1 protein-coding gene is annotated in these 14,757 nt (G+C 73.7%); it reads right to left on the bottom strand.

From position 1 onward, the window contains the following. Positions 1-57: 57 nt before the first annotated feature. Positions 58-14,757, bottom strand: a 14,700-nt coding sequence (locus ACZ4XX_RS35730; protein WP_468511987.1) for an SDR family NAD(P)-dependent oxidoreductase, incomplete at its 5' end; no start/stop codon positions are given.

Below are 14,757 nucleotides of genomic sequence, written 5' to 3'. Positions count from 1 at the left end.
CGGAACGGCACCGGCCCCGGAAGCGTGAGCTTCCGGGGCCGGGTGGGGGAGTGGACCTCAGATCCCCAGATCCTTGTCGAAGTAGTCGAACAGCTCGTCGTCCGAGGCGGACAGCAAGGTGTCCTCGATGCCGGACTCGCCCTCCGCCTCCGTGCTCCTGGTGTGCTGAGCCAGCACCGTGCGCAGCCGCTCCCGCACCTGGGTCAGGTCGTCCTGCTCGGGTGCCAGCTCGGCCAGCAGTGCTTCGAGCCCGTCGATCTGCTGGAGCAGCCGGTCGCTGACGGACTGGGGCTCCGGCAGGATCTGCTCGCCCAGGTACTGCGCCAGCAGCGCCGGATTCGGGTAGTCGAACACCAGCGTGGACGGCAGCTTCAGGCCGGTGATCTCGTTGAGCCGGTTGCGGAGTTCGACTGCGATCAGCGAGTCGAAGCCCAGCTCGGAGAAGGCCGCGTCCGGTTCCAGCGTGCTCCCGGATGCATGGCCGAGCACGGCCGCCACCTCCGCGCACACGAGGTCGGACAGGGTCTTGCGCTGCTCCTCGGGACCCTGCACCAGCAGCCGCTGGAGCAGCGCGGGCCCGAAGGACGCGGTGCCGGCGGAAGCGGTGCGCCGGACGGCCGGAACCAGCGCCCGGAACAGCGGAGGCACCAGGGCCCCGCCCGCCGCCTTCAGATCGAGCCGCATGGGCAGCAGGACGGCGTCCCCGGCCCGGGCGGCCTCGTCGAACAGGCCCATGCCCACGGCCGTCTCCAGGGCCAGCACGCCTCCGCGCGCCATCCGGGAGCGGTCCGCCTCGCTGAGCGCCGACGTCATGCCGCTCGCCTGCGCCCAGGCACCCCACGCCAGCGACCGGCCGGGCAGCCCGGCCGCCTGCCGGTGCTGGGCGAGCGCGTCGAGGAAGGCGTTGGCGGCCGCGTAGTTGCCCTGGCCGGGCGCACCGACGACACCCGCCGCGGAGGAGAACAGGACGAACTCCGCCAGGTCCGCCCCGGCGGTCAGCCGGTGCAGGTTCCACGCCGCGTCGACCTTGGGACGGAACACGGCGTCCATGCGCTCGGGGGTGAGCGAGGCGAGCACGCCGTCGTCGATGACACCGGCGACGTGCACCACACCGGTCAGCGGGTGCGCGGTGCCGATGGAGGCCAGGAGCGCGGCCAGCGCCTCGCCGTCCGCGGCGTCGCAGGCCTCGATGCGCGCCGAGGCGCCCAGCAGGGTGAGTTCCTCCAGCAGCGCGGCCGCGCCGTCCGCCGCCGGGCCCTGCCGGCCGGCCAGCACGAGGTGGCGTACGCCCCGTTCGCGGACCAGGTGTTTGGCGAGCTCGGCGCCGAGGACGCCGGTGCCGCCGGTGATCAGGACGGTGCCGTTCTGGGCGAGCGGCTCGGCGGGCGCGGACTCCTCCGGCGCGGACGTCCGGTCGACGGTGACCACCCGCGGCACCAGCAGCGCGCCCTCGCGCACCGCCAGCTGGGGTTCGCCGTCGAGGAGTGCCGCGGCGATCTCGGAGACCGGAGCGGCGGACAGCGCCGTGGCGAGATCGCCGTCCAGGTCCAGCAGGCCGATCCTGTCCGGGTTCTCCGACTGCGCCGAACGCATCAGACCCCAGGTCGCGGCGCCCGCCAGGTCGGAGACGGGCGCGCCGGGCGCGGCCGCCACCACACCGGTGGTGACGAGCACGAGCCGGGACGGCTCGAACCGCTCCTCGGCCAGCCACTCCTGGGCCAGCCGCAGCGCGCGGCCCGTGGCGGCCCGCGTGGCCGAGGGGACGTCGCCGGGCTCCGCCGGGCAGGCGACGAACACCAGGTCCGGTACGGGTGTCCCGGCCGTCACCGCGTCCCGGAGCGCCGCGAGGTCCGGGTAGGCGGGGCCGTCGACGAGCGGTTCCCCGAGGGAGGCGTACGAGGTGTCGGGGGCCGGTGCGGCGAGCCGCGGCGCGGCCGTCCAGTCCACCCGGTGGAGCGAGCCGCCGGCGGAGGTGCGCCGGGCGGAGATCTTCTCCTGGCTGACCGGCCGGAGGATGAGTTCCTCGATGCGGGCGACCGGGCGTCCCGCGACGTCGGCGATGTCCACCGAGACGGTGCCGTCGGCACCGGTCGGGGTCAGCCGCAGCCGCAGGGCCGAGGCACCGACCGCGTACAGGGTGACTCCGTTCCAGGCGAAGGGCAGCATGGCCTGCTCGCCCATGGCCTTGGTCAGTCCGACCGAGTGGAGGCCCGCGTCGAGGAGGGCCGGGTGCAGGCCGAACTCGCCCGCGGCTTCCTGGTGTTCCTCGGGGAGCGCGACCTCCGCCAGGACGTCGTCGCCGTCGCGCCACACCGCGCGCAGCCCCTGGAAGACGCTTCCGTACGCGAAGCCGGCCTCGGCCGAGTGGTCGTAGAACCCGTCGATGGACACGGGTTCGGCGCCCTTGGGCGGCCAGACCGTCCAGTCGGGTGCCATGGCCGGCTCGGTCGCGGCGGCGGTGAGGACCGCTTCGGCGTGCTGCACCCAGATCCCGTCCTCGGCCTGCGAGGCGACGGTGAGCGGGCGCCGGCCGTTCTCGTCGGCCGGTCCCACGGAGAGCCGCACGTTGACTCCGCCGCGCTCGGGGAGGATCAGCGGCGCCTGCAGGGTGAGCTCCTCCACGTGGCCGCAGCCGACCAGGTCACCCGCCTGGACGGCGAGTTCGACGAACGCGGTCCCCGGGAACAGCACGGACCCCATGACCGCGTGGTGGGCGAGCCAGGGGTGGGTGGTGAGGGAGAGGCGTCCGGTGAGGAGGTGTCCGTTGTTGTGGGGGAGTTCGAGGGTGGCGGCGAGGAGGGGGTGGTGGGTGGGGGTGAGTCCGGCGGTGGTGAGGTCGGTGGTGTTGTGGGTGTTCTGGGTGGCGGGGAGCCAGTAGCGGTGGTGTTGGAAGGCGTAGGTGGGGAGGGGGTGGGGGGTGGTGTGGTGGGGGTTGTAGTAGGTGTTCCAGTGGGGGGTGGTGCCGGTGGTGATGAGGCGGGTGAGTGCGTGGGTGAGGGTGTGGGTGGGGGGCTGGTTTGTGCGGTGGGTGGTGATGATGTGGGCGGTGGTGTTGTCGGGGAGGGAGTTGGTGGTCATGGCGGCGGCGGTGCCGTCGGGGCCGAGGTCGAGGTAGGTGGTGACGCCGAGGGTGTGGAGGGTGTGGATGCCGTGGGCGAAGCGGACGGCTTCGCGGACGTGGCGGGTCCAGTAGTCGGCGTCGGTGGTGGTGAGGGGTTGGCCGGTGAGGTTGGAGATGAGGGGGGTGGTGGCGGGGTGGTAGGTGAGGGTGTCGAGGGTGGTTTTGAACTCGTGGAGCATGCCGTCCATGTGGGGTGAGTGGAAGGCGTGGGAGACGTTGAGCCACTTGGTTTTGCGGCCTTGGTCTTCGAAGTGGTGGGTGATGTGTTCGACGGCGTGGTCGTCGCCGGCGATGACGACGGAGCGGGGTCCGTTGAGGGCGGCGATGGAGACGTGTTCGTTGAGGTGGGGGAGGACTTCGTCTTCGGTGGCTTGGAGGGCGACCATGGCGCCGTCGTTGCGGCAGGCCTGCATGAGGCGGGCGCGTGCGGCGACGAGGGTGCAGGCGTCGGGGAGGGTGAGGATGCCGGCGATGTGGGCGGCGCTGATTTCGCCGATGGAGTGGCCGATGAGGTAGTCGGGGGTGATGCCCCAGGTTTCGAGGAGTCGGTGGAGGGCGACTTCGAAGGCGAAGAGGGCGGGTTGGGTGTGCTGGGTGTCGTTGATGCGGTTGTCGGTGGTGGTGAAGAGGGTGTCGTGGAGGGAGTGGCCGGTGAGGGGGTCGAGGTGGGTGGCGATGGTGTCGAGGGCGGTGGCGAAGGCGGGGTAGGTGGTGTAGAGGTCGTGGCCCATGCCGGGGTGTTGGGTGCCTTGGCCGGCGAAGACGAAGGCGAGGGGGCCCTTGGTGGGTTGGCCGGTGGTGATGTGGGGGTGGGGTTCGTCGTGGGCGAGGGCGGTGAGGGCGGTGAGGAGTTCGGTGTGGTTCTCGCCGGTGACGGTGGCGCGGTGTTCGAAGAGGGTGCGGGTGGTGGCGAGGGCGTGGCCGATGTCCTGGGGGTCGGCGTCGGGGTGGCGCTGGAGGTGTGAGACGAGGCGGGCGGCCTGGTCGCGTACCGCCGCGGCCGTCTTCCCCGACACCACCCAGGGAACGACCGGAAGACCGGTGCGCTCCGGGACGGTCCCGTCCGAAGGCTCCGCCTCCTGCGCCTGCTCCAGGACGACGTGGGCGTTCGTCCCGCTGATGCCGAACGAGGAGACGGCCGCGCGGCGGGGCCGCCCGTCGTTCTCCCACGGCCGGCTCTCGGTGAGCAGCGAGACGGCTCCCGAGGTCCAGTCGACGTGCGTGGACGGCTCGTCCACGTGCAGGGTCTGCGGCATGACACCGTGCCGCATGGCCTGCACCATCTTGATGATGCCCGCGACACCCGCCGCGGCCTGGGTGTGACCGATGTTCGACTTGATGGAGCCCAGGTAGAGGGGCTGGTCCTCGGGTCGGTCCTGGCCGTACGTGGCCAGCAGGGCCTGTGCCTCGATCGGGTCGCCCAGCCTGGTGCCGGTGCCGTGCGCCTCGACGGCGTCGACCTCGGACGGTTCGAGTCCCGCGTTGGCGAGCGCCTGGCGGATGACGCGCTGCTGCGAAGGGCCGTTGGGGGCGGTCAGGCCGTTCGACGCGCCGTCCTGGTTGATCGCCGAACCCCGCACCACCGCGAGCACCCGGTGCCCGTTGCGCCGCGCGTCCGACAGCCGCTCCACGAGCAGCATGCCGACGCCCTCGGCGAAGCCGGTGCCGTCGGCGGCCTCCGCGAACGCCTTGCACCGCGCGTCCGGTGACAGGCCCCGCTGACGGGAGAACCCGATGAACGTCGCCGGTGTCGCCATCACCGTGACACCGCCGGCCAGCGCCAGGGAGCACTCCCCGGAACGTACGGCCTGCGCGGCGAGGTGCAGGGCGACCAGCGAGGACGAGCACGCCGTGTCCACCGTCACCGCGGGACCTTCCAGACCCATGGTGTACGCGACCCGGCCCGAGACCACGCTGCTGGTGTTGCCGGTCATCAGGTGGCCCTGCACCTCGTCGGGTGCCTTCGCCACACCGGACACGTAGTCCTGGCTGATGCTTCCGACGAACACGCCCGTCCGGCTGCCCCGCAGGGACGACGGGTCGATGCCGGCCAGCTCCAGCGTCTCCCACGAGGCTTCGAGCAGGAGCCGCTGCTGCGGGTCCATCGCCAGCGCCTCACGCGGGCTGATGCCGAAGAACGCCGCGTCGAACTCCGCCGCCTCGTAGAGGAAACCGCCCTCACGGGTGTACGAGGTCCCCGGGTTGTCCGGGTCCGGGTCGTACAGGTTGTCCAGGTCCCAGCCACGGTCCTCGGGGAAGGCCGAGACCCCGTCCCCGCCGGAGGCGACCAGGTCCCACAGGCCGTCGGGGTCGGCGATCCCGCCCGGATAGCGGCAGGCCATGCCGACGATCACGATCGGATCATCGGCGTCCCGGGAGCCGGCCGCCGCCACCGGGGCTGCCGTCGACCGTGCCCCGGTCACCTCGTCGCGCAGATGGGCGGCGAGCACGGCGGGCGTCGGGTAGTCGAAGATCAGGGTGGACGGCAGGGTGAGCCCGGTCGCCCCGCCCAGTCGGTTGCGCAGTTCGACGGCGGTCAGCGAGTCGAAGCCGAACTCCTTGAAGGCCTTGTTCTCGTCGACGGAGGCCGCGGAAGCCGCGCCGAGCACGGCGGCCGCGTGGGAGCGCACCAGGTCGACCAGCACGGCGAGTTCCTCGGCGGGGTTCAGCCCGGCGAGCCGGCCCAGCAGCCCCGAGTCGACCGTGCCGGTCCCGGCGGCCGCGACGGTCCTGCGGACGACGGCGCCGGCCAGCCCGCGCAGCACCGGCGGCAGGGTGCCGGCGGCGGCGTGCGCCCGGAGGCGGCGCGACTCCCAACGGGTCGGCAGCAGCACCGGCTCCGGCCGGTCGAGAGCGGCGTCGAACAGCGCGAGTCCCCGCGGGGACGCGAGCGGCAGGACGCCCGCCTTCGCCATCCTCGCGAGGTCGTTCGCGCCGAGCTCCGCGGTGAGTTCACTGGTCTGCGCCCAGAATCCCCAGGCGAGCGAGTGGGCGGGCAGGCCCTGGGACCGCCGGTGCCGGGCGAGCGCGTCCAGGAACACGTTCGCGGCGGCGTAGTTGCCCTGGCCGGCCGCGCCGAGCGTGCCGGCCATGGACGAGAAGAGGACGAACGCGGCCAGGGGCAGGTCCCGGGTCAGCTCGTGCAGGTGCCAGGCGCCGTCGGCCTTCGGCCGCAGGACGGTGTCCATGCGCTCCGGGGTGAGCGATTCGACGACGGTGTCGTCCAGGGTGCCCGCCAGATGCACCACGCCGGTCAGCGGGTACGACGGGTCGATCCCGGCCAGCACCTCCGCCACGGCCGCCCGGTCCGCCGTGTCACAGGCGACGATCCGGACGTCCGCGCCGAGTTCGGCCAGCTCCGAGCGGAGCCCGGCCGCGGCGGGCGCGTCCGGGCCGCGCCGGCTGGTCAGCACGAGACGGCGTATCCCGTGCGCGGTGATCAGGTGCCTGGCCACCAGCGCGCCCAGCGTTCCGGTGCCGCCGGTGACGAGCACCGTTCCGGCCGGATCCAGCGGGCGGGCGTCGGGCGCCGGCTCCGCGCCGTCGGTCGCCGGGACGAGCCGGGGTGCGAGCGGTTCGCCCGCCCGCAGCGCGAGCTGCGGCTCGGTCTCGAACGGCGCGCCGGCGGGCAGTTCCCACGCGTCGGGCGTGTCCGGCAGGTCCAGCAGGGCGAAGCGGCCGGGATGCTCGGACTGAGCCGAACGGACCAGGCCCCACACGGCGGCGGCGGCGAGGCCGGGCGCTCCCGTGCCCGTGTCGACCGCACCCCGGGTGACCAGGACGAGCCGGGAAGAAGCGAAAAGGGGTTCGGCGAGCCAGGAGTGCAGCGTCGACAGCACCGACGAGGTGAGCTCGCGGACGTCCGCGAGCGGATCGTCCGACGCGTCCTGCGCCGCGGGGACGAAGACGGTGGCCGGGACCCCGGCCCCGTCCTCGGCGGCCTCGGCGAGCGCCTCGAAGCCGGTGTGCGTCTCGACGGCCCAGCCGGCCCCTTCCAGGGCGGCCGGCGTCCCGTCCGGGGCGCCCACGACCGCGCAGCGGACCGGGACGCCGGGCTTCGCCGACGGGACGGGGAGCCAGTCCACCCGATAGAGGGCGCCGTCCTGGAGCGTTCCGGGGCCGGCGAGCCGTTCGGCCTCGATGCCCCGCGAGGTCAGCGCCTCGATCGACGCGACCGGCCTACCGGACTCGTCGGCGATCTCGACGCCGAACGTGTCCTCCGTCCGCCCGCTGATCCGCACCCGTACGACGGTGGCGCCCCGGGCGTACAGCTCGGCCCCCCGTACCAGCTCGGGAGCCGGGGGCAGCTCCCCGGAACCGGCCGCGGCGAACCACCCCACGTGCAGGGCGGCGTCCAGCAGCGCCGGGTGCAGGGTGAAGCCGTCGACGTCCGCGTGCAGTTCCCGCGCGAGTTCGACCTCGGCGAAGAGGTCGTCGCCGTCCTGCCACGCGGCCCGCACGGCCCGGAAGGAGGGGCCGTGCTCCAGACCGCTCTGCGCGAGCCGCTCGTAGAGCGCGTCGACCTCGACGACCCGGGCCTTCGGCGGCGGCCAGGCCGCCAGGTCGAAGCCGGGGGCGCGGTCGGCCGCACCGGTCAGGGTGCCCGAGGCGTGGTGCGTCCAGTCCTCCTCCGGAGCGGCGTTCTCCCTGCGGGAGAAGGCCTCGACCGGACGGGTCCCCGACTCGGTCTCCTCACCGACGATCACCTGGAGCTGTACGCCGGTGGCGGGCCTGCCGTCCTCGGTGTCCGGCAGCACCAGCGGGGTGTGCAGCACGAGGTCCCCGACCCGGCCGGCGCCCGACCGGTCACCGGCCTTGCTCATCAGCTCGACGAACGCGCTGCCGGGCAGCACCGCGCTCCCGTGCACCCGGTGGTCGCCCAGCCAGGGCTGCGCGGCCTGCGAGAGCCTGCCGGTGAGGACGATCGACCCGGACCGCGGGGACACGACCTCGGCGGCCAGCAGGGCGTGGTCCAGGACCCCCTGGCCGACGGCGCCCGCGTCCCTCGCGGTCGCCCGGGGCGACAGCCAGTAGCGCTGCCGCTGGAAGGCGTAGGTGGGCACCTCGGCCCGTACGGTGTCCGGGAGGAGCGGCGCCCAGTCCACCCCGGCACCGTGGACGAACACCTCGGCCAGCGAGTGGACGAAGCGGTCGCGGCCGCCCTCACCGCGCCGCAGGGTGCCCACCGCCACGGCGTCGGCGCCGGCGTCCTGGATGGTGTCCTGCACGCCCATCATCAGGGCCGGGTGAGGGGATACCTCCACGAAGACGGAGTGCCCGTCGGCGAGCAGCGCGCGTACGGAGTCCTCGAAACGCACCGTCTCCCGCAGGTTGCGGCTCCAGTACGCGGCGTCCAGCTCGTGCCCGGCGACCGGCGCACCGGTCACCGTGGAGTAGAACGCCACGTGGCTGTCGCGCGGAACAAGGTCGTCCAGCTGCGCCTGGAGCTCCGGCAGCAGCCGGTCCATGTGCTTGCTGTGCGAGGCGCAGGAGGAGTGCAGCCGGCCGCACGACACGTCGTCGTCGTCGAGGTCCATCAGGAGGTCGAGCACGGCCTCCGTGTCGCCCGACACCGCCACGGAACGCGGGGCGTTCACCGCGGCGATCGCGATCCGGTCGCCGTAGCCGGCCGACCGCTCCAGGACCTCGGCCAGCGGCAGGTCGACGAAGGCCATCTCCCCGCCGCCGCCGTCGCGGTGCAGCGCCCGGCTGCGCAGCGCGATGACGCGGACGCCCTCCTCGAGGGTGAGCGCCCCCGCGACCACGGCCGCGGACACCTCCCCCTGGCTGTGGCCCACCACCGCGTCCGGCTCCACGCCCGCCTCCCGCCAGACGGCGGCCAGCGAGACGAACATGGTGAACAGCAGCGGCTGGGCGATGTCGATCCGCTCCAGCGGGTAGTCGGCGGCGGGCAGTTCGCCCCGCAGCAGTTCCAGCACGGACCAGCCGATCAGCGGCGCGAACGCGGCGTCACAGGCGGCCGCGGTCTCCGCGAAGGCGGGACTGCTCTCCAGCAGGGCCCGTCCCATGCCGTCCCACTGGCTGCCCTGACCCGAGAAGACGAACACCGTCCTGCCCGAGACGTGCGCGGTGCCCTGAAGGAGACCCGCGGCCGGCTCGCCCGCGACCAGGGCACCCAGCCCGGCGCGCAGCCCGGGCCCGTCCGAGCCGACGACGACCGCCCGGTGCTCGAAGGCGGTGCGTCCCGTACCCAGGGCGGCGGCGACGGCCGCCGGCGGAAGCTCCCCGTGCGTGTCGAGGTGCGTGAGCAGCCGCTCGGCCTGCGACCGCAGCGCCTCGCCCGATCTGGCCGAGATCACCCAGGGCAGCGCCTCGAAGGGGGCCGGCCCCCCGGCGGCACGCGCCGGTTCGGCCGGAGCCTGCTCCAGCAGGATGTGCGCGTTGGTGCCGCTCACGCCGAACGAGGAGACGGCCGCGCGGCGGGGCCGCCCGTCGTTCTCCCACGGCCGGCTCTCGGTGAGCAGCGAGACGGCTCCCGAGGTCCAGTCGACGTGCGTGGACGGCTCGTCCACGTGCAGGGTCCGCGGCAGCGTTCCGTGCCGCATGGCCTGCACCATCTTGATGATGCCCGCGACACCCGCGGCCGACTGGGTGTGGCCGATGTTCGACTTGATGGAACCGAGGTAGAGGGGCCGGTCCTCGGGTCGGTCCTGGCCGTACGTGGCCAGCAGGGCCTGTGCCTCGATCGGGTCGCCCAGCCTGGTGCCGGTGCCGTGCGCCTCGACGGCGTCGACCTCGGACGGTTCGAGTCCCGCGTTGGCGAGCGCCTGGCGGATGACGCGCTGCTGCGAAGGGCCGTTGGGGGCGGTCAGGCCGTTCGACGCGCCGTCGGAGTTGACGGCGCTGCCCCGGACCACCGCGAGCACCTGGTGCCCGTTGCGCCGTGCGTCCGACAGCCGCTCCACGAGCAGCATGCCGACGCCCTCGGCGAAGCCGGTGCCGTCGGCGGCCTCCGCGAACGGCTTGCACCGCGCGTCCGACGCCAGGCCCTTCTGCTTGTCGAACTCGTCGAACACCGCGGGGTTCACCATCACCTGCACACCGCCGGCCAGCGCCAGGGAGCACTCCCCGGAACGTACGGCCTGCGCGGCGAGGTGCAGGGCGACCAGCGAGGACGAGCACGCCGTGTCCACGGTCACCGCGGGCCCCTCGAGGCCGAACACATAGGCCAGCCGGCCGGACATCACACTGCTGGAGACGCCGGTCATCATGTGGCCCTGGACCCCGGCGCGGGCCAGGTCCGCGTCCGTGCCGTACCCGGTGGACGCACCGCCGACGAACACGCCGACCGAGGTGCCGCGCAATGCGGCCGGCTCGATCCCGCCCCGCTCCAGCGTCTCCCAGGTGGTCTCCAGAAGGAGCCGCTGCTGCGGGTCCATGGCCAGCGCCTCACGCGGGCTGATGCCGAAGAACGCCGGATCGAAGTCGCCCGCCTCGTGGACGAAACCGCCCGCCCGCAGGTAGTCCGCCTCGTCGGCGAGGGCCCAGCCACGGTCCGAGGGGAACTCCGAGATGCCTTCGCGGCCCTCGGCGACCAGGTCCCAGAGGCTGTCCGGGTCGGTGATGCCGCCCGGGTAGCGGCAGGCCATCCCCACGATCACGACCGGGTCGTCCGCGGCGTCCGCCGCCGCGGTCACCGCCCGTACCTCCTGCCGGGTGTCCAGCAGTTCGTCGGCGATGTGCCCGGCCAGCACCTGCGGCGTCGGGTAGTCGAAGACCAGCGTCGCCGGCAGGTGGAGACCGGTGGCGACACCGAGCCGGTTGCGCAGGTCCACCGAGGTCAGCGAGTCGAAGCCGAGGGTCTGGAAGGCCGTGCCCGGTTCGACGGCGTTCGGGCCGGAGTGCCCCAGCACGGCGGCGGCCTGCGTACGTACGAGATCGAGCACCTGCCGCCGCGCCTCGTCGGCGGGCAGACCGGCCAGCCGGACGCGCAGCCCGGCGTCGCCCCCGGAGACGGGCGAGCCCGAGGCGGTCCGCCGGGCGATCCCACCCGCCACGGAGCGCAGCACAGGCGGCAGCGCGCCGGCCGCGGCGCGCGCCCGCAGCTGCCGGAAGTCCCACTTCACCTGGACGGTCGCCGGCTCCGGCGAGGACAGTGCCGCGTCGAAGAGCGCGAGCCCGTCCCGCGGCGGCAGCAGCACGATGCCCGTCCCGGAGATCCGGGCCAGGTCGTTGTCGTCGATCCCCTCCATCATGGCGCTGGTGCCCCGCAGGTCCCAGGGCCCCCAGGCCAGCGAGTGCGCCGGCAGCCCCAGGCCCCGGCGGTACTGCGCGAGCGTGTCCAGGAAGACGTTCGCGGCGGCGTAGTTGGCCTGACCCGCCGAACCCACGGTGCCCGCCATCGAGGAGAACAGGACGAAGGCGGCGAGGTCGGCGTCCCGGGTCAGCTCGTGCAGGTTCCACGCCCCGTCCACCTTGGGGCGCATCACGGTGGCCAGTCGTTCGGGCGTCAGCGACTCGAGCACACCGTCGTCGAGCACACCGGCCGAGTGGATCACCGCGGTCAGCGGGTGCGCCGGATCCACCCCGGCGAGCACCTCCGCCAGCCTGTCCCGGTCGGCCGCGTCGCAGGCCACGATCCGGACCTCGGCCCCGAGCGCCGTCAGTTCGGCGTCCAGCTCGGCGGCGCCCGCCGCGTCCGCGCCGCGACGGCTGGTCAGCAGCAGGTGCCGGATCCCGTACTCCTCCACCAGACGGCGGGCGAGCAGGGAGCCGATCGCGCCGGTGGCACCGGTGAGCAGCACCGTGCCGTCGGGGTCCATGCCCCGCGGCACCGTCAGCACCAGCTTGCCGACCTGCCGCGCCTGGGCGAGCAGCCGGAAGGCCTCGGGAGCGTTGCGCAGGCTCATGCTGCGCAGGGGGAGCGGTTCGAGGGCGCCGCTCTCCAGCAGGGCCACGACCTCGGCGAGCATCTCACCGAGCCGCTCGGGTCCCGCCTCGATCAGGTCGAACGCCCGGTAGGAGACACCTTCGTGGTCCCGCGCCACCTGAGCGGCGTCGCGGACGTCGGCCTTGCCCATCTCGACGAAGCGGCCACCGCGCGGCAGCAGGCGCAGCGAAGCGTCCACGAACTCCCCGGCCAGCGAGTCCAGTACGACGTCGACGCCGTCACCGGAGGTCGCCCGGAGGAACTCCTCCTCGAAGTCCAGGGTCCTGGACGAGGACAGGTGCGCGTCGTCGAAGCCCGCGGCCCGCAGCGTCGCGTGCTTGCCGGGGCTCGCGGTGCCGTAGACCTCGGCCCCGAGGTGCCGTGCGATGCGGACGGCGGCCGTACCCACACCACCGGCGGCGGCGTGCACGAGCACCTTCTCACCGGCCCGGAGCCCGGCGAGGTCCACCAGACCGTAGTAGGCGGTCAGATACGCGATGGGCACGGCGGCGGCCTGCTCGAACGACCAGCCCTCCGGCATCGGTACGAGCATCCGCGCGTCGGCCACGGCCACCGGGCCGAACGAACGGTCGACCATGCCGAGCACCCGGTCGCCCGGCGCCAGACCGGTCACATCGGGAGCGACCTCGGTCACCACACCGGCCGCCTCGCTGCCGATGTGCCCCGCGTCCGGATACGTACCCAGCGCGATCAGCACGTCGCGGAAGTTCAGTCCCGCCGCGCGCACCGAGATGCGCACCTGACCTGCGGCCAGCGGCGCGAGGGCCTGCGGGAACGGGGCCGGCGAGAGGGCGTCGAGGCCGCCGGCACCCGGCGTCAGCTGCCATGCCGGCTCGCCGGCGGGCACGGTCAGCGGCTCGCGGGGAGCCACGGCGAGCGAAGGGGCGAGCCAGGCACCGTCCCGCAGGGCGAGCTGCTGCTCCTCCTCGACCGGGGCACCCGCCAGCGACTCACAGGCGCTCGCCGCGTCGAGGGCGTCGTCCAGGTCGAGGGCACCGTCCAGGTCGACCAGAGTGAACCGGCCCGGGTGCTCCGACTGGGCGGAACGCACCAGACCCCACACGGTGGCACCCGCGAGGTCGGACGGCTCCGCGCCGGCGGCCACCGCCCCCTGGGTCACCAGTACGAGCCTGGCGGAGGGGAAACGGCTCTCCTCGGCCCAGGCCTGCGCGAGCAGCAGCGCCTCACGCGCCGCCGTGTGCGCCGCCGTCGGCTCGAACGGCGAGCCGGCGGGCGTCCCGTCCTCCGAACGGGGGGCCAGGAACGGTGCGAAGACCGTCCGGGGAACCGCGCCCGTCTCTTCCGCGTGCGCCGACAGCGCCGCGAGGTCCTCGAAGGCCTCGCACTCCCAGCCCGCCGTCCGCAGTGCCGCCGCGAAGTCGCCGGAACCGTGCCCGACCACCGCGCTCGCGGCGTCGGCGAGGGCGTCACCGGCGGTGACGGGGGACCAGGCCAGCCGGTACAGCGAACCCGATCCCGCGTCCGTCAGCTGCCGACCGGACATCTGACGGGCCACCAGCGACGTGATCGAGGCGACCGGGCTGCCCGACAGGTCGGCCAGCTCGACCCGCACGGAGCCGTCCTCGTCGGAGGTGATCCTGGCCCGTACGGCCGTGGCACCCACGGCGTGCAGGGTGACGCCCGACCAGGAGAACGGAAGCCACGGCTTGCCGGGCTCGGCCGTCAGCGGGCCGAAACCGGCGGCGTGGAGCACCGCGTCGAGCAGGGCCGGGTGCAGGCCGAACCGGACGGCGTCGGCGTGCTGCTTCTCGGGCAGCGCGACCTCCGCGAAGACCTCGCCGTCCTTCCGCCACACCGCTCCGAGACCCTGGAACACCGGTCCGTACTCGAGCCCCGCCTCCACCAGCTGCGCGTAGAAGCCGTCGAGCGGAACGGCCTCGGCCCCGGCCGGGGGCCACTGCGACAGCTCGAAGGAAGCCACGGGCAGTTCGCGGCCGAGACGACCGGTGGCGTGGTGCGACCACCCCTCCGTCGGACCGGCGTCCTCCCAGCGGGAGAAGATCTTCACCGGCCGGCTGCCGTTCTCGGCCTCCTCCCCGACGACGACCTGGACCTGCACGCCGCCCTGGGCGGGCAGCGGGAGCGGGGCCTGCAGGGTGAGCTCTTCCAGGTGCCCGCAGCCGACGTGGTTGCCCGCCTGGATCGCCAGTTCGACGAAGGCGGTACCGGGCAGCAGCACCGAGCCCATCACCCGATGGTCACCGAGCCAGCGCTGACTCCGCTGCGCGAGCCGACCTGTCAGCAGGGCGCCACCGGAATCGGGCAGATCCACCTCGGCCTTGAGCAGCGGGTGCTCGGCCGTGCCGAGACCGGCGGCCGCCACGTTGTGGGCGCCGCCCAGGATCTCGGTCCAGAAGTGTTCGTGTTGGAAGGGGTAGGTGGGGAGGTTGGCGGGGGTGGGGGTGGTGTTGGTGGTGGTGGGGGTCCAGGTGTGGCCGTGGGTGTGGAGGTGGGTGAGGTGGTGGTGGAAGCGGTGGAGGGTGCCGTGGTTGCGGGTGAGGGTGGCGGTGATGATGCCGTTGTGGGGTGCGGCGGCGTCGGTGAGGGGGATGGCGAGGACGGGGTGGGCGCTGATTTCGATGAAGGTGGTGTGGCCGTCTTGGAGGAGCTGGTTGAGGGCTTGGTCGAAGCGGACGGTTTCGCGGAGGTTGCGGCACCAGTAGGTGGCGTCGAGGTGGGTGCCGTCGGTGGGGTGTCCGGTGAC

Source organism: Streptomyces sp. NPDC029956, assembly GCF_055574655.1.
Note: the sequence above shows the minus strand (reverse complement) of the source record. Positions and strands in the feature narration are given on the sequence as shown.